This window comes from Oceanobacillus sp. CFH 90083 (genome assembly GCF_009389585.1).
GTDB lineage: Bacteria > Bacillota > Bacilli > Bacillales > Amphibacillaceae > Oceanobacillus.
On the sequence record NZ_VIYG01000011.1, the window covers coordinates 81,579 to 104,597 of the forward strand.

At 37.5% G+C, this 23,019-nt stretch carries 22 protein-coding genes and 1 pseudogene; 2 read left to right on the forward strand and 21 right to left on the reverse strand.

Annotated features, from left to right (window positions below; translation table 11 throughout):
* Positions 1 to 280: 280 nt before the first annotated feature.
* From FLK20_RS16000 to FLK20_RS16090, 19 genes are all read right to left on the reverse strand, one after another.
* The gene (locus FLK20_RS16000; RefSeq protein WP_152657597.1) at positions 281 to 1,579 is read right to left on the reverse strand and encodes a S8 family peptidase; all 1,299 of its coding nucleotides are present in this window, start codon (positions 1,577 to 1,579) and stop codon (positions 281 to 283) included.
* 518 nt (positions 1,580 to 2,097) lie between these two features.
* Positions 2,098 to 3,018: a DUF2817 domain-containing protein gene (locus FLK20_RS16005; RefSeq protein ID WP_152657598.1), complete on the reverse strand. Its 921-nt coding sequence runs from the start codon at positions 3,016 to 3,018 to the stop codon at positions 2,098 to 2,100.
* 10 nt (positions 3,019 to 3,028) lie between these two features.
* Complete coding sequence (locus FLK20_RS16010) at positions 3,029 to 3,457, reverse strand: hypothetical protein (protein ID WP_152657599.1); 429 nt, start codon at positions 3,455 to 3,457, stop codon at positions 3,029 to 3,031.
* A 91-nt stretch (positions 3,458 to 3,548) separates the two neighbouring features.
* Entirely contained in the window at positions 3,549 to 4,385 is an 837-nt protein-coding gene (locus tag FLK20_RS16015; RefSeq protein ID WP_152657600.1) for an N-acetylmuramoyl-L-alanine amidase, read from the reverse strand.
* 73 nt (positions 4,386 to 4,458) lie between these two features.
* Positions 4,459 to 4,746 carry a phage holin gene (locus tag FLK20_RS16020; RefSeq protein WP_227995087.1) on the reverse strand — a complete coding sequence of 96 codons (288 nt, stop codon included), beginning with the start codon at positions 4,744 to 4,746 and terminating at the stop codon, positions 4,459 to 4,461.
* Positions 4,698 to 4,973, reverse strand: a complete 276-nt coding sequence (locus FLK20_RS16025) for a hypothetical protein (protein WP_152657601.1) — start codon at positions 4,971 to 4,973, stop codon at positions 4,698 to 4,700. The genes FLK20_RS16020 and FLK20_RS16025 overlap by 49 nt, the downstream gene beginning before the upstream one ends.
* A gap of 46 nt (positions 4,974 to 5,019) precedes the next feature.
* Complete coding sequence (locus FLK20_RS16030; RefSeq protein WP_152657602.1) at positions 5,020 to 5,280, reverse strand: hypothetical protein; 261 nt, start codon at positions 5,278 to 5,280, stop codon at positions 5,020 to 5,022.
* A complete protein-coding gene (locus FLK20_RS16035) occupies positions 5,280 to 5,720 on the reverse strand; it encodes a DUF1617 family protein (RefSeq protein WP_152657603.1) in 441 nt (146 codons plus the stop codon). Before FLK20_RS16035 ends, FLK20_RS16030 begins: the two co-directional genes overlap by 1 nt.
* The gene (locus FLK20_RS16040; protein ID WP_152657604.1) at positions 5,720 to 10,408 is read right to left on the reverse strand and encodes a phage tail spike protein; all 4,689 of its coding nucleotides are present in this window, start codon (positions 10,406 to 10,408) and stop codon (positions 5,720 to 5,722) included. The genes FLK20_RS16035 and FLK20_RS16040 overlap by 1 nt, the downstream gene beginning before the upstream one ends.
* 181 nt (positions 10,409 to 10,589) lie before the next feature.
* A complete protein-coding gene (locus tag FLK20_RS16045) occupies positions 10,590 to 11,288 on the reverse strand; it encodes a distal tail protein Dit (protein WP_152657605.1) in 699 nt (232 codons plus the stop codon).
* Complete coding sequence (locus tag FLK20_RS16050; RefSeq protein WP_152657606.1) at positions 11,285 to 15,094, reverse strand: tape measure protein; 3,810 nt, start codon at positions 15,092 to 15,094, stop codon at positions 11,285 to 11,287. The genes FLK20_RS16045 and FLK20_RS16050 overlap by 4 nt, the downstream gene beginning before the upstream one ends.
* 55 nt (positions 15,095 to 15,149) lie before the next feature.
* Positions 15,150 to 15,266, reverse strand: coding sequence for a Com family DNA-binding transcriptional regulator (locus FLK20_RS22295; RefSeq protein WP_152657607.1), 117 nt, complete (start codon positions 15,264 to 15,266; stop codon positions 15,150 to 15,152).
* A gap of 20 nt (positions 15,267 to 15,286) precedes the next feature.
* A complete protein-coding gene (locus tag FLK20_RS16060; RefSeq protein WP_227995081.1) occupies positions 15,287 to 15,859 on the reverse strand; it encodes a Gp15 family bacteriophage protein in 573 nt (190 codons plus the stop codon).
* 6 nt (positions 15,860 to 15,865) lie between these two features.
* Positions 15,866 to 16,267 carry a DUF6673 family protein gene (locus FLK20_RS16065; RefSeq protein WP_152657608.1) on the reverse strand — a complete coding sequence of 134 codons (402 nt, stop codon included), beginning with the start codon at positions 16,265 to 16,267 and terminating at the stop codon, positions 15,866 to 15,868.
* A gap of 195 nt (positions 16,268 to 16,462) precedes the next feature.
* Entirely contained in the window at positions 16,463 to 16,939 is a 477-nt protein-coding gene (locus FLK20_RS16070; protein WP_152657609.1) for a phage tail tube protein, read from the reverse strand.
* On the reverse strand, positions 16,936 to 17,340 hold the full coding sequence (locus FLK20_RS16075; protein WP_152657610.1) for a minor capsid protein: 405 nt from the start codon (positions 17,338 to 17,340) through the stop codon (positions 16,936 to 16,938). The genes FLK20_RS16070 and FLK20_RS16075 overlap by 4 nt, the downstream gene beginning before the upstream one ends.
* Positions 17,341 to 18,618: 1,278 nt before the next feature.
* Positions 18,619 to 19,146, reverse strand: a complete 528-nt coding sequence (locus FLK20_RS16080) for a hypothetical protein (RefSeq protein ID WP_227995082.1) — start codon at positions 19,144 to 19,146, stop codon at positions 18,619 to 18,621.
* 168 nt (positions 19,147 to 19,314) lie between these two features.
* The gene (locus tag FLK20_RS16085) at positions 19,315 to 19,554 is read right to left on the reverse strand and encodes a hypothetical protein (RefSeq protein ID WP_152657611.1); all 240 of its coding nucleotides are present in this window, start codon (positions 19,552 to 19,554) and stop codon (positions 19,315 to 19,317) included.
* A 41-nt stretch (positions 19,555 to 19,595) separates the two neighbouring features.
* On the reverse strand, positions 19,596 to 19,820 hold the full coding sequence (locus FLK20_RS16090) for a DUF739 family protein (protein WP_152657612.1): 225 nt from the start codon (positions 19,818 to 19,820) through the stop codon (positions 19,596 to 19,598).
* Positions 19,821 to 20,108: 288 nt separating this feature from the next.
* On the opposite strand from FLK20_RS16090, the gene FLK20_RS16095 reads away from it, so the two are divergent.
* The gene (locus FLK20_RS16095) at positions 20,109 to 20,495 is read left to right on the forward strand and encodes a helix-turn-helix domain-containing protein (RefSeq protein WP_227995083.1); all 387 of its coding nucleotides are present in this window, start codon (positions 20,109 to 20,111) and stop codon (positions 20,493 to 20,495) included.
* A gap of 1 nt (position 20,496) precedes the next feature.
* Positions 20,497 to 20,970, forward strand: coding sequence for an ImmA/IrrE family metallo-endopeptidase (locus tag FLK20_RS16100; RefSeq protein ID WP_152657613.1), 474 nt, complete (start codon positions 20,497 to 20,499; stop codon positions 20,968 to 20,970).
* Between the two features lie 142 nt (positions 20,971 to 21,112).
* Here the strand turns inward: FLK20_RS16100 and FLK20_RS16105 are convergent.
* Together FLK20_RS16105 and FLK20_RS16110 are read right to left on the reverse strand one after the other, a co-directional pair.
* A pseudogene (locus FLK20_RS16105) lies at positions 21,113 to 21,555 on the reverse strand (Rossmann-fold NAD(P)-binding domain-containing protein); the annotation flags it as partial.
* Between the two features lie 27 nt (positions 21,556 to 21,582).
* On the reverse strand, positions 21,583 to 22,911 hold the full coding sequence (locus FLK20_RS16110) for a UDP-glucose dehydrogenase family protein (RefSeq protein ID WP_152657614.1): 1,329 nt from the start codon (positions 22,909 to 22,911) through the stop codon (positions 21,583 to 21,585).
* Between the last annotated feature and the right edge of the window lie 108 nt (positions 22,912 to 23,019).

Genomic DNA, 23,019 nt, shown 5'->3' on the forward strand with positions numbered 1-23,019 from the left:
TGGTATGGAATAACAAGCTGTAATCTTTTCTTCCAGAACCAAAAATACTGTTACAATTTTAATGCTATTAAATAATAGTTTAGTACAATAGATATTTTACTGGATTGAATGACTTTATTTACACCAAGAATGGTTAATTATCAGTTTTATAGTAAATTAGTGACGGGCACTTACTTTTTAAATCATATATTTAGAGCAAAAAAAATGTGGTACCTCTGGCAGAATGGAGGTACCACATTTCTTATTTCAGCTCTTCAGTTCATCGCTTGACCTAACCTTCCTACAAAGCTTCAGTTGGAGCAGAAAGCTGATAATTCATGGCCATACGGACAGCACTCTCCGCTTCAATATATCCCCATACATCATCAAGCGTCGGGTGAGCGGTCGCTTTTAGGATACTCTTAATATCATTAGGACTGAGATTCGGATTCGCTTCCAGCATAAGAGCAATAATTCCTGCACAAATCGGTGTTGCCATAGACGTCCCCGACAATTGGATATAGTTTTCATCGATAATCATCTCTGGTATTTCCGATTCAATGGCCGATCCTGGAGCCAGCAAAGAAATAATATTTGTGCCTGGTGCATAGACATCCGGTTTAACGAACGTATCAATTGTAGGACCTCTGCTAGAATAATCTGCTATAACATCATCTGCACGCTCTAATGTGTTCTGATCATCTGTCGAACCAACCGTAATAATAAATGGGTCGATTGCCGGGGTACTGATAGTTGCTGGACTAGGTCCACTGTTTCCAGCGGCAGCAACGACAACCATTCCTTCATGCCAAGCCGCTTGAGCAGCCAATGATAAAGGGTCATCCCGGAAAGATTCATACGCCGGAGCCCCAAGCGAGAGTGAGATAATCTGTATATTATGCTCTTCTTTATGGTCGATACACCATTCCAAGCCTTCAATAATAGTGGATAATCTTCCACTCCCTTGTTCATCTAAAACCTTTATGCCAATGATAGAAGCTTCTGGTGCAGGGCCCATATACTTTCCTTTGGAGGCACTTCCATTTCCAGCAGCATCACCAGCACAATGTGTCCCATGTCCATTATCATCATATGGCTCACTTTCATCATTTATGAAATCTTGAAAAGCTACCATTCGATTCACAGGGCTAGTCAAATCTTCATGTGGATGGATACCTGTATCGATTATTGCCATCGTAACGCCTTTTCCAGTTAACCCAAGCTGTTCTCTTACTTTGGCAGCGCCTGTTTGCTCACTGGCAATATCCAAAAAAGAGGTTACGATCCGATCGTAAAAAATTCGATCTACTGCCTCATGGTCTTTTATTTGTTTAATTCTATTCGGTGTTAGATATCCTTTTATAGCATTTATACTATGAAGTTCTTTACCTAGTTTGTTATGGGAGTCAACGTTGCATACTTTTAGGAGATCGTCTTTTTTTCCTTGGTCACAATTCTTTCTCAAATAAACGATAATGGGGATTTCAGTGTTGTTGGTTTCTTGATTGGTTACTTTTCGAGAATTTTGTAATTGTTCCACTAAGCCAGGGTCAAGTTTACGTCCGGCATCTTCGAACCATATTTTTTTCCGTTTGCTCATCTTACTCCTCCTCGTAAAATATTTATTTTTCATTCATAGATTACCACTGAAAAATATAGAAAACAATCGGACAGGGTTACTAATTTTAGAAAATTACTATAAATATACAGCTATCTTGTTGGTAATTTACTATAAATTCATGTGCTTTTGTATAACCGTCCACTACGTCAGGCGGCCATTTTTCTATAAGTACTTTTTCTTCTGTAAAATGGATATATGACGCTGCCTTTTCTATCTTTGGCACAAAAACATATTTTCTCAGTTTGTCGTATAGATGCGGATAAGGCAGCTGCGATATTAAATTTAGGCATGAGCGATGCTAATATATAGAACAGCAACATGATTCACTTGTAGAAAAGTATATAACTTGAGTACTTTTTTCTCTCTTCATAAAATAAAACTGATAACTACTTCTTTCAAGATAATTTTAAAAATTATTTGGTATAAAACTTAGGGGGAATGCTTTAGTTTTCCCCCTAAGTTTTACATGTTAGTGGATGATAGGCACTTACTATTCCTCAAGCTTTATAACGCACCGTCCGATATAACTCATTTTCCGCAATTAAAACAGGATCATAATTCAATTCAACTTTTCGCTGTTCAAAATACCCCATAGATGTTTCAAAAAACAAGTACATCATAGCCATACCATACTTCATAATTTCCTGATCACTTAAAGGAGCATCAAGCCCCCCGCTTAGTTGCCTTGGTCTAACAATTTCTGTTATATACGAAAGTGTATAAGGAGTATGCGGATTGCTTTTATCTCTCATATACCTTCTAGCTAAACCTCTTAATAATTGATTAAACCCATCCCACTTTACAACAGATTGATTAGCATATCTTTCTAAAGAATCAGCAAATAAGTTTCTGATTTTATCCGTTTCATATTGACCGTTTCCGACAATTAGGTTTAGCCCGTTACTCCCATCCATTCCGCTACCAAACAAATGAATATCCAAAAATGCGAATGGTCTAAATCTATCCATAACTGCCTTAACATTTCTAGATTCAGCTTGAGAGAAATTAGAAAAATCTCTATTCAAATCTACTCCGTTAACATTATATCTGCCAATATTGTTCCCTTCAGCATGAGATGTTCTGTCAAATCCATAAGGGTTTACAACAGGAATATAAACGATATGGAAATTCCGTAATAGCTTAGCTCGAAACGCTTTATCTCTAAACATATTATCCCTCAATTGCTCCATAAATCTCATGCTGTATAAAGCTCCCATCCATTCTGTTCCATGCATACTGGATATTACAAGAATAGTAGGTTTATTGAAATTACCCATTTCAATCATATACATATCATAATTTCCACTCTCATCTTTACCGATATTACTAACATTATTAAATTGCATTATTCTTTGAACCATCTGAGAATAAGAAGGGAGATTGAGGTTACCAGAGAAATCATATGGTATTCTAATCATGTAATCCCTCCTATACTTCTCGATAAATTACTTTATAAGTCACCGTATGATTTTCTGTTGGAGTACCATTATGCTTAAATGCAAGTCTGGATCCCCCAGGAAGAATCATAGGTGTTTTAAGATTTAGTTTGAACTCTCCGCTGCTTGAATCATAAGCTACAACTTCAAAATTCGCATGTCCATCATTGGAAATTCTTAAAGGGGTGGCAACCCATCTTGTGCCATTCGGATTTACAGTTTGAAATAATTGTCCATCATAATTATAATTTGGCCTAGATTGATCAATATTCAATACTGGGAAAACATTTTGACTCGAAGTTGAATATTCTATAAAATCAATTACAATGTCCTTTTCCCATTCCTCATATACTACATGTGTAGTTTCAACGACAAATGATACCCTTATTTCATTTTTTAAAATTATATTGTTTCCAACCATAATTACCTCTCCTTTTTTATTATATTGTCTTTCATGAATTAACCATAGTAATTTTCACACTAAAAAAACGCTTTCCAGATTACATTTATACTTATCTAACTCTCAAACGGTCCCCCGGCTGGATAACATCGCCTGTTAACCCGTTAAGGCTCTTAATCGCGTCTACAGTAGTATTATACTGCTGTGCTATTCCCCAAAGTGTTTCCCCTGACTGAACAGTGTGGTAAACAGCGCCACTGCCACTTACAATTAATACTTGTCCCGGTTGGATAGTGTCCCCCGTTAACCCGTTTAAGTCCTTTAATTGCTGCACTGTCATGTTATGGGCCTGGGCAATACTCCAAAGCGTATCGCCTGCCTGCACTACATACGTATTGCCCCCTGATTTTCTTCTTAACCCGAGAGCTTGAGCAATCCCGTTTGCATGTCCTAAAGCAATGCGATTCAGATAAGCATCTGATTTTAGTTTATTTGCATCTGCTACAGTATCGATAAATCCGTTCTCTGTTAACACTGCTGGCATATTTGATTCACGCAATACATGGAAATTAGCACGCTTTTTACCACGGTTACGAAAATCAACCTGGTTCATAATTTCCGCGTGAAGTCTATCACGGTACGTTACAGTATTATTTGATACACTTCCATTAAAAATATAGTCTTCATATCCGGTTCCTCCACCAGCATTAATATGAATAGATACAAAATAATCAGCACCCCAGCTGTTTGCATCATTGGTACGCTGCGCCAGGCTGCGTGTCGTGTCGCTTGTCCTGCTCATACGAATACTATGCCCCTCATAATCACGATTTAGAATATCCCGTGTTTTTAAAGCAATGGATAGTGTTACATTTTTCTCCTGTAAGCCATTTCCAACTGCACCGGGGTCTGTCCCACCGTGTCCTGGATCTAAATAGATTCTTGTCATAAAAAAACTCCTCCTTAAAAATTGGTATACTATTTTCTATTAAAAAAGCAGCTTGCCCGTTTGGACCAGCTACTTATTTAATCAGGTGATTTTTCTGTAAAACTTGCTTTTGCTGATTACCTTTGGCTGTCACATAGTTGTTTTTGAACCATGTCCAAACTGTCACTGCTCCTGCTAAAACTTCAGCAATGATATCCTCACTTACTATAGGAATTGGTTGTAAACCATAATTAGATAGCAGCATGTTAATCCAAACAACTACTAAAGTGACTGTTCTAATGATTGTTCCTTTATCTATGCTTCCCACCTCTTTCATTGATTGAGCAACAGGACGATTAACGTAACCAACGCAAAAAGCCACCCACCCCAATTACGAATGACTTCCAGTGCTGAGCTTTTACCTTTACCAGTTGCTTTCATATAGATAATCTCCTTTTGTAACTTCCCAACTTCTTCTCGTAAACCATTATATTTTTTTATAATTTCTCTGGTCTGCTTCATTTCAGTCCTAAGTTTGGTGAAGTCTTTACTCATCTCAATCATGATTTTGTGTAGTTCTTTATTGGAATACCATTGTTGTTCTGGCATACCTCACTTCTCCTCAATCAGACATAAAAAAATAAGCCTATTCGACTTATGTTAAAGAATCTCTATATGCAGCTACATCATCAATAAATTTGGTAGCATCTGCAATGATGCTTTCAATAACTAAGGATCTCATTTTATCTTTATCTTCTTTATTCGCCTCATACTGTTCATGTGTAATGTTTACTGGGCGAGATTGATCTAATATAAAATCAAAACCTCTGGTAATATAATTTACATTAACACTAGTGCACTCTTTATCAAAACCATCATCATAATTGAAATTAATACCTGTAATGATTATTTGCATTATTCATTCTCCTCTTCATTTTTAATTTCTTCCTCATCTACCTTAAACTGATCGCAAAGGTAATCATAAATTTCGCTTTTTGTTCCGCCATACTCCTCTTCTTCAAATTTCCTAAGCACAGGTTTCATTGCACGAATCATTTCATAATTATCTCCCCCTTCAATGACAACAACTTCCTCGGACAATTCATTAACATCTTCTAGTAGTGATGTTTGGTCGGCTACTTGGTATTGGTCATCTTTAACAACCGGCTCTCCTGCATCATCCTTATCTGCGTGTTCTTTAAGGATTTCCTCACGATCATTGAGATATGATTTATATTTTCCTTCAAGAATACTAATAAGTTGCCTTCTCATTCGAGACTGTTTTCGGTTTAGTTCTAATTCACGTAAAAAATCAATCGAACCAATTATTTTTCCCTTTTGAATCTCTACTTTCATTACTCTGATACCTCCAGTTTGTGTAATCGTTGCTCTAATTTAGCAACCTTAAATACTAATTCTTCTTTTTCTTTTCTAAGCTTGAGAATTTCATTGTCCACCTTTGTGTCTAAATTACCTACTTTTGTGTCCAGCTCTTGGATAGCCTTGATTGTAGGTATTGTAAATTGTTCATATTTAACTCCGTAGTATCCGTCTTCATCAAGCGTTAAAATGGAGTGCTTGGTGTGTTCCATCCCGTAAGCCTCTAGCACAGGGAGTAATTGTTGAGCGATAATTCCTAACTGTATCGGTTTATATCCTAGTGCATTGCTGGCTCTCTTAAAATTAAATAATTTAGTATCCACACGTTTTATAAAGTCTAACCCTAATGGATTAACTCTGATATTCTCCTTCAACCTTTCATCAGAACTTACGTTAGGAGGATTAGATAAATAAAGCTCCTGGAATCTCCAACTTGGTCTACCCAAAGCGTGGTTTTCCGATGAATGCGTTCCTCTAAAATGCATAAGTCCATTAGTATAAGTTAATTCTGCTGTGAATCCTCTTTGGCTATAACCACTCACTCCACTCCGTAACCTAATAGTCCCTGTAGAGCTGTATAAAGTTTTCGTATATACTCCTTCCAGCTCTTGGTTTTGATCACCTAAATAGTAATTATAATCATTACTACTGAGACCCCTCATGACTTTGCGAGTGCCTTGTATTTGAAACGTGAAACCATAATCAAAACCAACTGCAACATTCCTTACATCGAACCGGTGACCAATAACACTATTACCTATACCATCTTCCCAATATCTTTGCATCCTGTTCGCTATAAACCCTGAAAAATTAGAGCTATCTGTTGCTGATAGGTGGTTAGTGCTTGTCGTACCCAAATACGCAAGCGGAAAAGTATTATTTATAGACCTCCCTACACCTAATCCAGCAGCACCATTGACACCGTTATTAAAATATAATCGGTTACCAGCATTCATAAACTGTATATCGGCTCCACTACTAAGACGAAATTCCGTATTTTGCATGATTAATAAACCTGTATTAAGGCTTAAGTCCATATTATTATTACTACTACGCAATCTACCTGCCGTAACTGTGCCTAGATTAGCTGTTATTGCCGACAAACTCGCCGCACTAATCTTATCAGCATTAACACTCGCAATTTTCGCATTTGTTATAGCTGCATTCTCAATCTGTGCTGTGCCAACAACAGCTGTGCCTAGCTTGGCTTTCGTTATGGCAGCGTTTTGGATAGCAGCAGTACCTACCGCAGCACTTGCGATTTTAGCACTAGTAATAGCCGCATTGGCAATATTGGCTGATGCAATAACTGCGTTGTCAATGGTTGTTTGCCCAGTAATACGTACCTTGTTTCCTGCGATTAAAATACCGCTAGTATCTACGTTTATTTGATTGATAACGTCGCCCTTAGTAACTCGTAGATTTATGGCATCAGAGAGTTGACTAAATTGTGATTGGGTTGCTATGTCTTCGTAAGCTGGCGACCAATCAGTAAGTTTGTTTCCTTCAGCAACTTTAACCTCACGTAATACAAATCCCGCACCCTCCGGTCTATCATTTATCGCAAGCAATAAACTTGCACCTGCAATATCTTCATTATGGCTAAAGGTGAACCATACACGCAAACCATCTCCAGAGATATCACCTTCAAATCCCGAACTGTTTTGCATACTTACATTAGGCAACCTCTTAACAGTTGTTAACGAATCGCTGCTTTGCTGTAAATAAAGATAGTTTAAAGTATATCCACTATTGCTCCTGCTCCGGATTATAAAACTGCAAATATAAGTTTTATCAGCTTTCATATCAAAAACTGGTGTTCTTATACCTACTTGGTTATTTGCCGAGGTTCTACGGACCCAAATCCATTGATGTCCTAAAAAATTGGTGATCTCAGAAATATTATTTCCCCAAGGAAACCATCCATCTAGAGTATCTCCTTTGCTATTAATGATGAGGTTTCGATCAGCAATTTCCAATCCATCCAGATCATCACGAACACCTTTGATAGTGCTCTGTAGGCTAGATGCAGTTTGCGTCAATTGAGACTGAGAAGCATACCATCCATCAGCTTGATTACGTGTAATCTTGGTATCTACAACACCGGCAAGCTGCGTAACAATGGAGCTGTCTACCTTATTATTAACCTGCGTTTGCAACCCCTGCGCGGTCTGCGTAAGACTGGATTGAGTTGCATAACGCCCATCAGCATCCATCTCTGATATTTTGCTAGATAAAGATTGCGATGTTTGTTGCACAAAACTATTGTAGGTAGTTTCATCGACCTTCTTTGAAACCTCTGCGGTTATAGAATCCATTGTCTGCGTGATTTCGGAAAATTTAACGCCTGTAATAAGGTCTTGTGAAGGCATTCCCCACGGCGTTGCTGTATCACCTTTTTCAAGCTGCACCCTTGCTTCGTAAAACTCAGTTATTGTTGCAGGTATTGCTAACAGAACAGTGTGGATTTCTCTATTTCTTTTAATGGTCACAGGTTGGCTCATGGCACTAAATGTACCATTTTCAAATGTAGCGTCAGGGTAAAATATTGTATAATTTATATCCCATACCCCGTGGTAGTCACTGTTATGAATCGACACCGTGACTCTATCAGTATTTAATTCCTCTGCGCCGGTATATACTCCATCGCCTACTACGGCTGTATTTTTATCTATCAATAGGTTATTGGCATTAACCGGAATCTGGTCTACTCCCCACTGCACCTCAGCAATCCGACTCTGTAAGCTGTTACTTGTCTGTGTAAGCTGGGACTGCGTAGCAAACTTATTATTGGCATCTACCGTATTCATTTTATTTGTGAGTGCTTCTTTTGTCGCCGTAATTTCTGTACTATGCCCGTCTACTGTATTTTCTATAGCCTTTGCTAAATCCTCGGTAGCTTCTGCAATTCCTTTTGCAATGGAAGCCTCGTCACTTGCAACAGTAGCTTCATCAAACGCCTCCTGCGCACCTCTCACAGCTTTTGTGGCATTTTCTGTTGCAATGTTAGCATTAGCTACAGCCTCATTAGCTCGGTTGCGTGCCTCATCTAGTTCGTCTGTTATCTCTTTTTCTAATTCTTCCTTAGACACGCTGCCTTCTGCTAAGATTTTCGCTTCCTTAGATAGCTCTCTCAATTCTTCAGCAATATCCTCGCCGAAAAGAATATCATCGCTAATAACCCGGTGAGTTGTTCCACGAACCTGTACACTCCAATCCGATGGTGTGCCATGATAATTAACCGCTCTAACCCGATAATACCAAACCTCATCTGTGCCCACAGTATGAGCAAATGCACTAACTTTACCACGCCATAACAAATGCTGGCTATCTGGTACAAAATCCTCTGTACGACTACCATATACTTCATAGTGCTTGATAAAAAGTTCATCAGCATAATCCCAGTACAATTGAATAACCTCAATACCACCATAAATTTCTATATTAACTGGTCTGCTTGGTTTACGATTAGGGTAGCTACCTTCATCAATCCTGGCACTAGGAGGACGATTTTTAATCCTCTCCACTTCTCGCTCCAAATCGGCAAGCCTGTTATCACCAAGATCCAGAAACTGCCCCATCTCCACAACCATCGTACCCTCGATGTCCATCAAGTCATATTCCATGGCTATGACACGGGCTTGTATTTCGATCGGTCTGGTAAACTTGCGGTCTATCGCTTGGCAGGTATCTCCTAAGCTGACTTTTTCATTAAATAATTCTACTGATAAGCGATAGTTAACCTCTGGCTGGATAGCCTTTTGCAGAGCTTCCCAACTCGCATGAAGTAATGATTCCTCATCCTCGTAATCTTGGTTAGAAAATACAGCAAAGCGATGTTTCCTTCCATTTTCATATCCGTATACAGCTAACGCTTCAGGGTCACCAACCCACTTCTGACCTTTAGGCTTATCTACGGGATCGCCATTGGATTTTTTCCATTCAACATTGCGAAAATCAATATACCTTGTATATCCGTCTTCATCATCTTCTGTGTCGAGACTGGCTCCCTGCCCATATAAAGCAGTCTTTGGATAGCTAAGCACCGTACGACCGATTTCCGTGGTATTGTGGTCAATTTCAAATCTCTGCCCTTGCTCCATTCCTAATCGCTGAATAATCTTAACATAGCAGCCTGTAATCTTGTTAGTAGCTTCATCAAGCTCTACAACGTCTTTAAGCTCTCCACCCCAAACTTCAACCGTCTTCCATACTGCTTCCGATCCGGATATATAGTAGAAACTGGTGGTTGCTCTGCCTAATTCAACTTCAACTCTAGATTGCCAACGTGTCCCTTGTAATGCTGCGGTTAAGGCAACATCAGCAGTTTGCTCCATAAAACGCCTTTCCACAACAATATGATCATTCAATTCAGCTAAAAATGCAGGCTCACATGTTGCTATAGTTATTGGACCATCTATATCATTGCTATCGTCCACTTCTTTAATCGTCATCAAGCGCCAATCGCCTTCATGATCTTTAAAGACAACTTTATTTTCTTCTTTAACATGCTTAGCTATAGCTCGATTCGCTTCAACGGTAAAAGAAAAAGGCTCTGCCGGTACGCTGTTTATCTCAATACGATAATGCGTTTCGACAAGCCCTGTATCTTCTGATATGATCGTTAGTGGTTGTTCATGCTGACTAAAAATATATAATTCCATTGACTTCCTCCTCCCTAAATTTTTCCTTATAAGCTCTAATTTATTTTACTTCAAAGTTTCGTAGCATATTCTTTTTATAGTAATCAATAGATGCCTTACAAAACAAATGAATTAAATATAAACCATACATCATAATCTCATCATGAAATAATTATTAAATATTATTATTTTTGAAATTTTATCAAAAATACCTTTCATCATACTTCAAAGTACAATTATGACTGGCTCTTACCTGTAAATCCCCCGGACTCAATAACTCATAATTTGTTTTAAGCCTAATAGCATGCCTTAAATCTCTGCCATTAAGCCAAACTTCTCTACCCTCGTATTTGATAGTCAGACGATCACCTTCAATAAACTCATAACCAAGCAGAAGATAAAGTCCCTGATTTGTAATCAGCTCAAATTCATGTGTATTACTGATAAATACCGTTTCAACAGTCCATGGCGCTTTGTCTTGACCTGAAATAGTATGATTTGCATTAGAAGAACTTATATTAATAGCCTTTTCTTCCCCAACCCGACGCCCATCAGGAAGATAAAAATTAATTTCACCAGTAGCACTATATGGACGTTCATCCAGCTCCATTGATTCATAATAGGCAAGATAATAGCGGTTAGGCATATCTTTAAAGCCCAGCTTTTTAGGTTCTTCGTGAATAAGCCAATCGGACAATTCCTCCTTTAATTCCTCAATACGTTTATTTGGACTACTAATTTTGATAGGTACCGTAAATGTAAACTCCGTAAACCGTCTCCTGTTAACACGACTGCCACCGTTGGAATAATCAGACGTATCAAATTCTATCGGTGGAGAGGGAGGCCGGAATAATTCCTGCCTTACCCGAATATAATCTTTGCTTTCTCCATTGAAAATCATGCCATCCCTCCTCTCGGTCTATGTTGTTTGCGATTACTCTGCCTAGCTTGTAAGTGCGTAATATCATCAACGATTTCTCTGGCAATTTTCTTTGATCCAACATAAATATCCAGAATAACCGGCTGCTTGCTTTCTTCCGCATTTTTGTTGACCAGCCATTTTCTATTCTCATCAATTACTTGCGTAGCTGATGCTTGAGTCGATAGATTGCCAAGGGATACAGTTGCTCCTCTCAACCGGTTGGTAATTTCAGGGTTCATTTCATCAGCTAAATCATCTGTTAATGAACGCATTTCCCGTAAAGGCTTACTGCTTCCCTGTTTAATATTTTTAGCAAGGGAGTTCGTAATACCAGGATACATAATATCCCTTAGTGCACCCTCTTTTGCAGGAGAGAATGGAAGGAAATCACGTATCTTTTGGGCTACATTTCCAATAGCACCCTTTACTTTTTCAACATTGTCCTTAATACCATCAGCTATACTACCAACGATATTTTTTCCGGCATTAAAGAAATCCGTTGTTTTTTCCTTAATACCTTCAATTCCTTCTCCAATTATACTTTTAGCGGCATTAAATATATCCTTCCCTTTTTCAATAATTCCACTTGCTAAATCCTTTACCAGTCCCCAGCCCGCAGATACAACATCGCTAATCATTTGTGTAATTCCATCTATCAAGGAAATGATCAATTGTATTCCGGCATTTAACAGCTCTGGAAGCATTTCAATAATAGCTCCAGCTAATTGAAGTATTAATTGCATACCAGCACTTAACAATTCTGGAACAATGGAAATGATTCCTTGTATTAAGGCCATCAATATTTGTATTCCGGCATTTATCAATTCCGGAAGTAAGCCGATGAAGGCATTTACCAGCTCCAGCAATAACTGAATACCTGCATTTATCAATTGAGGGACAATACTTACGATTCCATCTATTAAAGCAAATAGAATTTGAATTCCGGCATTTAATAATTCAGGTAAAAGTCCAATAATTGCCTGAACTAATGCCAGGATAATGTTTATTCCAGCCTCGATTAATTGTGGAATAATCTGCACTATACCATTAATTAAGGCCATTAGGATCTGCATCCCTGCATCTAAAATTACTGGTAGGTTAGTTATAACAGCTTCTACCAAAGCCATTATTATCGTGATTGCCGCCTCGATTAATGCGGGTATCAAGGTGATTATCCCGTCAATTAAAGCTGTTAATATCTGTATACCAGCTTCAATAATTAATGGCAGATTTTCTATTAAAGTCCCCACAATAGTCATCAATAAAAGAAGAACGACCTCTATCACCAGCGGTAATACCGTTATAATGGTATCGATTAGAGTCATAATAATGGTTAAATAAGTCTCTATTAACATTGGCAATGCCGTAACAAACGCCTCTATTAATGTGGTTATAATCACCATACCTATTTCCAGAATCAACGGGATCATCGTCACAACTACTTCTAATAACGTTGTGAAAAGCTGTAACCACGTTTCTATTAGTAAAGGCAGCGCTAAAACGATTGCTCCTATCAACGCAGATATAATCGTCATACCTATTTCCAGAATCAACGGAATCATCGTCACAACTACTCCTAATAAAGTTGTGAAAAGCTGTAACCACGTTTCTATTAGTAAAGGCAATGCTATCACAATTGCTTCTATTAGTGTTGTTATAATCGTCATACCTATTTCCAGAATCAACGGAATCATCGTCACTACTACTTCTAATAAAGTTGTGAAAAGCTGTAACCACGTGTCTATTAGTAAAGGCAGCGCTACAACGATTGCTTCTATCAACGTAGTTATAATCGTCATACCTATTTCCAGAATCAACGGAATCATCGTCACTACTACTTCTAATAAAGTTGTGAAAAGCTGTAACCACGTTTCTATTAGTAAAGGCAGCGCTACAACGATTGCTTCTATCAACGTAGATATAATCGTCATACCTATTTCCAGAATCAACGGGATCATCGTCACAACTACTTCTAATAGAGTTGTGAAAAGCTGTAACCACGTCTCTATCAGTAAAGGCAGTGCTGATACCAGACCAGTTATTAAATTTGTGATCACTTCCACACCGGTATTGATTAATTCAGGAAGATTTGCAGCAAAGGCATCAATGAATCCGACAATCATTTCCGTCCCTTTTTCTATAAAGGTAACCGCACTATCAGCCAGATTAGTTATCAAATTAGAGAGGTCCGCTGCAAAATTATTGACCACTTCCCCAATGGACATATCCCCTTTAAAAGCTGCAAGAATATCAGAAAAAATGGATGTTTGCGTAGCTAATAATGCAAACCCTTTGATGCCCCATCCAATTGGACTTGCTAATCCGAATAATGCCGTTGTAATCGTAGTTAATGGACCAATAACCGCAGCAAGTACGCCGCCAATATTGATTCGCTCTCTTAATTCTGTAAAAAATTCACCCACGGTTCTTGCTGTGTTACCTAACCATTCCATAGCAGCATTAAAACCATTTACGGTACCAGCAGCCATACTGGTTATTAATTCCTGCGTCCTGCCTGCCAGATTAGAAAATATTTCTCCAGTTGTTTCTGCTACAGTTCCAAGCCATTGGACAGACGTACTAAAAGCATCGAATGATGCATCATACATTTTTTTAGAAACATCAACGATTTGACTGCCAAGCATTTGCAGGCCTGGACCTAAGTTCATGACAGCATTTTTGATTGACTCCCAGGCGTTAATAAAGAAGTTGCGGAAATTCTCATTGGTTTTCCATAAATAAATGATGACCGCTGCTAATCCAACCACAGCACTAATAATTGCAATGATTGGATGCCTGGCGATGACGCCCCAAACAGCCTTTGCGGCGTTCCCCAATCCTTCCATTCCTTTTTTAAGTGTATTTAAAGTACCTTCTAAGGTTAATGAGCTTGCGGCTACTTGCTGGAACACAGTCACCGCCAAAGGACCAAAAGCGGTAATCATCTCCTGCATTTTGGGCAGCCCAACGCTTCCCAGCATCGAATCAATAGACCCGATAATCGCAGTAATACCACGTACAGTTGCTGATTTCATGTTATCAATGGAATTCGTCCATGAAGATCCTGCGTCTTTGGCAGCTCCATCAATCGCTCCGAAATTTTCGGTCCCGTTCTTTAAGGCACCATTCATGACATCCATAAACCCATCTGCAGCGATTTCACCCTGCTGCATTTGTTTCGCAACTTCTTCCACGGATTGCCCTGTCGCATCTGCATAAATGTGCATAGCAGGAATCCCCGCTTCCGTAAGCTGGTTCATCGTGTCCATTTGTACTTTTCCATTATCCACCATCTTAGCCAAAGAATCCGTAACCGTACTAAATGTTTTATTGGAGCCATCACCATAGTGACTGACCGCATCTCCCCAGGCAGCAATCGATTCCGTCGATTTGTTTACATCCATATTTGACTTCGCAAACCCCTGTACGGCCTTTGTTGCAACGTCAATTCCATAAGTTGTGCCGCTTATAACATTCTTCGTACTATCTAATGCGGTGTTCGCTTTCTCAGCACTTCCAGTTATGGCTGTCATCGTTCGTTCAAATTGCTCCATCGTGCCTATTTCATCAAAAGCCGTTTTGACCGAATCCTTCAGCATATCAAATGCACCTGTTTTTTTCGCAATGTCAGAAACGGTTTTGACGATGTTACCTATACTGAGATTGGCCTTATCTCCACTTTTATCTATATCTTCCAATTTATTATTTATATTATCCAGACCTTGAACAGCCTGTCCATCGTTTAATTTAACATCTATAACGACTTTTCCTTCGCTATTAGCCATTTACATACTTCACCCCCATACTTGAAGTTTTTAGCACAGGGGCTCAGAAGGCTCTCTAACGGTTATTTATGGTATTAACCGTTGCGCATCTCGGACACTTTATTTCGGCAATGCCCTTTATTTTTCCAATTAATTTATTACAATTTTTACATCTTATTTCTTTTAGCTTCAATTCAACACCGCCTTAAAAGCTTACTCCGGCTTTAACCGATAAGCTTTTTTTGCTTCTTCGACTTGTTTACGGTGCTTTCCTGTTCCTTTTCCTGTCGGCAGCTCCATCGTACGGATTTCAATAACTTCCTTAAATTTGGTATCTTGACGCAGCCCGGCCAGTAATGCTTGAAATTTGTACCAATGTAATTTTCCCTGTGCTTCCAATAAATCAATGCCGTAATCCTGATAAAAAGATGCAAAAATATATTCGGCATCCTGTTTAATAGAATAAATCTTCTTATCATCCTTCTCTTTATCCATCACAGGCATCGGATTACCGTCAATATCGACAGGAGCATTATCATCTGCATCCTTACTTATGGTGCTTTTAAATATTTCAAAAAAGACTTCCTCCTGCTTCGCTAAATCCAGATCGAGTGATCTGCCGAGCAGCATTTCTAAACCTATTTCAATCTGTTCGACGTCCGTTAATTCCTCATCATGAAGCATATCGAACAGGCGTAAAACATTATCATAGGCTAAATTAATTTCATAAATTTCAGCATCAATAACAACAGTATCATTGATAGGATAGGCAAGATTCAGCATCATCTGTCACTACTTTTTCTTCTTAGCTGGCTGTTTCTTGTTTTGTTGTAAATATTTCTGTGCTTTTTCCTGTGCTGAATCAGAGAAACCTCTTTCTTTTAATTCATTTTCGAGGCCTTCAGCTAACTGCGAATAATAGTGCATGCAGTAAACAATAGATGGGGTTTCCTGATAAACCTTATCAAAAGAACCTTCGCCTAACACAACATCGTAACCCTTCCTTAATGCTTCCTTCGTTAACTCCTGGTTCTCTTCATTTTGATCCAGTGCCAGATCTTCTAATTCTTCTTTTAACTTTGGAATTTGTTCCCTGAATTTTTTAATTGCCTCATCATCAACAGGAAATTCAAACTTTAATCCTCCAAATTCAATAGGTATGACGGGTTTTTCCGTTTGGATTTTAATAGCCATTACAGTTCATCACCTTTCCAATGTAAGTAGATAAACTACAAATCCGCTTATTTTTTCACAGATTCATAGTTTATCCTATATTTTAATACTTCTCAGATAAAACAAGATAAGAGAGCAGCTTATTCACCGCTCTATTCCTCTTCTTCCAAATCTTCCGGTTCATTTGGTTCCTCTCCCCCATTATTCGGGGGATTCTCAGGGAGTAGCCGTTGTCTTTTCAGGACGACGATCCCAGCTGATAGAGCACTCGAATACGGCATACTCTGATGCTTCTCCGCCTGTTACTTTCGGGTCTTTCACGGTAGCAACCCCGGCAAATTCATCCCCGTTGGTCCGGACTTGTTTAAACATAATTTTACGACCTTCTCCAGTCTCAAACTCCAGTCCGGCAATAAATTTCATTGCTTCAATGTCGTCATCATACATACCTTCAAAAGCATAGGTTTTCTTCACACTGATCACATCATCCTCCGGTGTCCCATCACCATCATAAAAAGCCATATCCTCTACTTCTTCTTCGGTATCATCCGTTACACTGGAAATCCATTTTGCCAGACGTAGCCATTCCACTTCCTCCGACCCATTTTCAGGAATCGTACCTACATAGTATTCTGTTTTTGCATTTTTTTCACGACCAAAAAATTGAATGTTTAATTTTAGTAATTCGCTCATAATATACTAACCCCTTTGTAAATTGTAATTTTAGCTGTAATAGATAATTCAAAAATAAAAAATCCCTGCTCATCATATAGAACTAATGCAGGGAAAGAACTTGTACGTATACTTTGGAATGTATAACTATTATTTTCACTTGGCAGGGCATCTAAGCCCTCCAGCTCTTGATAAATCCTGGTAAGACTGTCCAGACACTCTTGTTGATTCTGACTTCTGGCAGTAACTTGTATCGTGTAATTTTTATCACGTGTACCGTCAAAATAAACTGTCTCCTCAGAATCAGGGATAGCTGTAATTGAAATAGCATCTTCCTCATTCCATGTTCCAATAACACTCCTGCTGAACAATCCCATACTGTTTATTTTACGGTTTAATTGTTGCATAAAGTCTATTTTCATTTAGCTCATCGCCTTTTTGGTGATTTATTCCTTCTTTCTGCTGTAAATTGATTTTACGATTACATCTTCCAACTGAATAAAGCTGCTTTTAAATGTAGTTGAGTGCTGCTTCATCTTCATACAAGTTACCTGCCAGCAACTTCAATACGACTGTTTCCAACTATATCAAGCCTCCCTTCCAATAAATCTTCTCAAATGTGGCATCACCTCCTTAACAGCATCCAGATTATAGGTAAAATTAAAACGCTATGGGAGAATTTCATCCATAGCGTCTTTCATAAGATTTTATCTATCCAATTTTTATTTTTGTTACAAAGCTTCATGACATCTTCTGAATTCATAATATTTATCGTACGAATTTAAAAAGATGTTCATGTACACACATTTTTTTCAAAAGATACAGCTTTCATTCATTCCACTCAAAAAGCCTTTACTATCCATACACTCTATGGAATGAGAAATAAGAAAAGACATCCGCAAATGGGCGCCTCATATTCGCCAACTCATCACCATATAATGATGCTGTGATTTATTTTATAAACTTTTCTATACTATCATACTAGCACCTTTATCATGACACTATCAAGACAGCTTTTCGACAAGATCATTTTTTCAAATTGTATTGGCTGCTACATCAAAAAACCACGGAAGCGACTATTTTAACAGCATTTCTGTGGTTTTACAATGAAGCCTTATGAATGATTTTGTATATTTTTCTATACTATCATACTAGCACCTTTATCATGACACTATCAAGACAGCTTTTCGACAAGATCAATTTTCAAATTATATTGGCTACTCTACATCAAAAAACCACGGAAATGATTGTTACAGCATTTCTGTGGTTTTACAACGAAGCCTTATGAATGATTTTGTATATTTTTCTACACTATCATACTAGCACCTTTATCATGACACTATCAAGACAGCTTTTCGACAAGATCAATTTTCAAATTATATTGGCTACTCTACATCAAAAAACCACGGAAATGATTGTTACAGCATTTCTGTGGTTTTACAACGAAGCCTTATGAATGATTTTGTATATTTTTCTACCCTATCATACTAACACCCTTATCATGACAGTATCAAGACAGCTTTTCGACAAGATCATTTTTCAAATTATATTGGCTACTCTACATCAAGAAACCACGGAAATGATTGTTACAGCATTTCTGTGGTTTTACAACGAAGCCTTATGAATGATTTTGTATATTTTTCTACACTATCATACTAACACCCTTATCATGACACTATCAAGACAGCTTTTCGACAAGATCAATTTTCAAAACGTATGGCCGATACCCCAAAAAAGATAACTGGTAAATCCTCTATTGCTTTTTTTAAATATCGATGCACAGTACGTTCATCAATATTCTCTAATTCTGCAATTTGTGCAATTGTATATTTTGTACTTGATAGATATCTTTTTTCTAACACATGATAATATTTTAATTCATTTTCGTTACATGAACGTTTGTAAGCTTCCATTTTTCCCTGGATAAAATAAACCATTGAAATGGATTTTCTTTTACTGCGTTTAATCGATTCGATCGACTCAATGTTAATCGTTTCTATATCTAATTCCTGAATAGACATTTCATCAAACTCTTCTAATTCATCCTTCAACTCTTCGCAATGCAGCACCAGAGCTCTATAATTTTTCAAAAGCAGCTTAATATTATGCAATCGATGATCCTGCTTGGCAACTTCACGTTTCTGCTCATTTTCTTTGTAGGCCATAATTGCTTGCTCAGAAGCAACTTCTGTAATAAATTTTAATTGTTCATCAGTTAAATTCATCATTATTTTCCTCCTCAACAGCTTGGTATATTCGATAAAAATTTTAGAAATAAAAATCCTGGACTCCTGATCTTTCTCATCCTTAAACCCGGCTAAAATTACTGTGCAAACCCTATAGGATTTGCTAAACGTTCAAATCAGGTGAAATAGCTAAGCATCCAGCAGTCTCTATCAAAACATATGTCGTCTTATATCTTCATTTAAAGCTGTCGTTCTTTGTTGAGCAATTTTCTTTTGATTAAGCATTTTAAGATTTTCAAATGCATTATTGAGCTGCTCTAAGATAGTATTTTTCAGCTCCCATTGACCACATCCAGCAATTCTTAAAATTTTCTCATTGATGCTTAGAATCCGATCGACTTCTTCCATGACCTCATCATAGTCCTCTTCCAAAAAATGATCTTTAAGCATGTTTTAATCTTCTCCTTAACATAAATTATTTATATAATAGTTCAATTTTTTTGAACTTCAGTATTAAAAAAATATCGCGGTATTTCACTACTGTCAATTTCAAGTAATTCTATACTTTTTGCAATTTCTGCCTGCTTCCACCCAACCTTTCCATTTAATTTTAAAGACATTGATCTTTCGGATAGACCGATTGCTTTTGCAAAACTGTATTGATTACCATACTTCTCAACAATTTTGCTGGATAAATTAGAGTAATTAAAATTCATCATACCATCCCCTTTTGTTCAATTAATTTGAACTTCAGTAAATCCTACCATTTAAATTATTTTTCGTCAATAAGAAAGTTCAAATTAATTGAATTTTTTCATTGAATAAAAGTTTTATTTTGTATATACTTAAATTATTCTACCAAATCATTTTTTCTTTCTATATGCTTGCATCGGTTATAAATGTTCATCATTTACCTAATCATAATATAGCTTCTCTGCGCATTTTAAATAGAATATGTATTATATACAGGCATAAATGAAAAAAGTTTGTAAGGGAGATTTTTAATGATGAGATTAAGTACGGGAGAGCGGTTAAAACAAATCATGAAAGAAAGAAATTTAAAACAAGTAGATATACTTCATTTAACTACAAAATACGCTCATGATCATATAAAAATATCTAAAACGGATCTCAGCCAATATGTGAATGGTAAGACGGAGCCCAGACAGGATAAATTATATATATTAGCAGAGGCTTTAAATGTAAATGAAGCCTGGCTAATGGGCTATGACACGCATAAAGAACGCATTCCTGCTGACAGAAGCGAAGTAGAAAAAGACAAAATAGATACGATTGCGGCACATCATGATGGAGAAGATTGGACAGCAGAGGAATTAGAAGAAATTGAGCGGTTTAAAGCTTATATACGTTCTAAGAGAAATGAGGAATAGTATGTATGAAAAATTATTAGAACACGCCAGTAAATATAATGTTGAAGTTTATGAAAAGCCGATGGTAAAAAATGTGAAAGGATTATATGCAGATAATATCATATGGATAAATAAAAATTATTTAAAAACCTCCGCAGACAAAGGCTCTATTTTAGCAGAAGAATTGGGTCACTACCATACTACAGTCGGAGATATAATAGACCAATCTAAAATTGCAAATCAAAAACAAGAGTTACGTGCCAGAACCTGGGCCTACGAACAGACTATTCCTATCTCAAAAATTATAGAAGCACATCGACTAAACTTGAGAAACAAATACGAATTAGCCAATCACTTAGAGGTTACTGAGCCGTTTTTAGAAGCTGCTTTGCAAAGATATAGAGATAAATATGGTCTATCTGTTAATTATGATAATTATACAATCTGCTTTGATCCGCTGGGAGTAATTGAGTGGTTTGATCATAAAAATTTTTAATCAAAAAAGAACATATATTCTTTTTGTTAATATACTCCTGAATTATTCATACTTCAGAATAAAACGTTGATATAAAGCCGGACTCCAGCATTCTCTATACCCCGGCTTTATATCAACCATTTACCGCATAATACTCCACATATCAATCCGTAAACCGTTGCAATCCATCTTCAATTGAAATCTGCGGCTTAAAATCAAACAGCCTCCTGAAGTCGATCAGTAGACGCATAAGTGGCAGGAACATCACCCGGTTTAATCGCTTCAAATTGTTTATTGAGCGCTACTTATTTTCCTAATGATTTACAAATACATTTTTCCAATGTTTCAATAAAGATCATCAGCTTCTCAGGACTGTTATTTCCTATGTTAAATACTTTGTGCTTCACTTCACCATTATCTCCACATGGTGGAGCATGACTAATCAACCGTTCAATTCCTTCTACCATATCAACGATATATGTGAAGTCGAGATATAAATCATTCGTAAAGTCTCCATCGTTAAAGATTGGGATCGGTTCGTTGTTAAAGAATTTGTTTGTAAACCCGAAATATGCCATCTGATCTTCCCTTTGGTCCGTAGTATGTTAGTCTAATTAAAATTTGCTAGTCTATTTATATACTACTGACCGGTCTACCAATTGAATGATACTCCACTCCACTATCAGCCATTTCCTGTACATCATAAATATTTCTACCATCAAACACTAACGGCGTCTGCATTAAATCTTTATATTGCTTTGGAGTAACTGCTTTAATCTCTCCCCACTCTGTAAAGATGAGGCAAGCAGTCGCTCCTTCTAGCGCATCTTCTGGACTGCCTACATAAGTAATGTTCCCCTGTCCATGACTTCCTTCAGAATAGAATTGCTTAAAGTTATCCACACCAATTGGGTCATATGCATAAATATCTGCCCCTTGCTCCAAAAGCAGCGGCACATTTGCAAGTGATGGCGCTTCACGAAGGTCGTCTGTACCTGGTTTAAAAGTTAAGCCAAGTACTGCTACTTTGATGCCATCGAATGTTGCTAATCGCTTTTTCGCTTTTTCATACAACTTTAATTTCTGCTCAGAATTTATCTTAATCGTTGCTTGCATTGTTCGCAGGTCATACCCATATTGTCTTGCAAGAAACTCTAACGCACTTGTATCTTTCGGGAAGCAAGATCCTCCGTAACCAATACCAGCGTTTAAAAACTTGCTGCCAATCCGATCATCATAACTCATTCCTTTAGCAACATCCTGAATATCTGCCCCAACCAGCTCACAAAGGTTGGCAATATCATTCATATAAGAAATTTTTAAAGCAAGGAAATCATTGGAAGCATATTTAATCATTTCCGCAGAACGACGATTAACAGACACAATTGGTAGGTAAAACGGTGTATAAATTTCTGTTAAGAGGTTTTCTGCCCACTCACTCTCCGTACCAATGACAATACGAGCTGCCTCTAATGTATCTTTCACCGCTGAACCTTGTGCAAGAAACTCAGGGTTAGATGCCACTTCTACTCTCACATTATTAACAAGCGAGTCATTGATAAGTTCTTCTATTTTATCATTCGTGCCAATTGGGACTGTTGATTTGATTACAACTAAACAATCTTTTGCAACAGATTCAGCAATTTGTTTTGCCACTGTTTCTACATATTGCAAATCCGCTGATCCATCTTCTTTTTCTGGTGTGCCTACCCCAATGAATACGGCATCTGCTTCTTTATACGCAGTTTGATAGTCTATAGTAAAATGCAATCTACCAGCTTCGATGTTTTTGCGCATTAATTCTTCCAATCCAGCTTCATAAATTGGGGAAGTCCCTTCACGCATCGTTATTACTTTTTGTTCATCTATATCAACGCATGTTACGTTATGTCCGTTTTCTGCCATACATACGCCGGTTACAAGCCCGACGTAACCTGTGCCGGCTACTGCTAGGTTTTTCAAAGAGCTCTCTCCTATCAAATTAATTTCTTTTATAAAAATCTATGCGTTTAATTATTTAATTCTTATTTCAATAATAACTTTTAATTTTTCAAAATGATACTATCACAG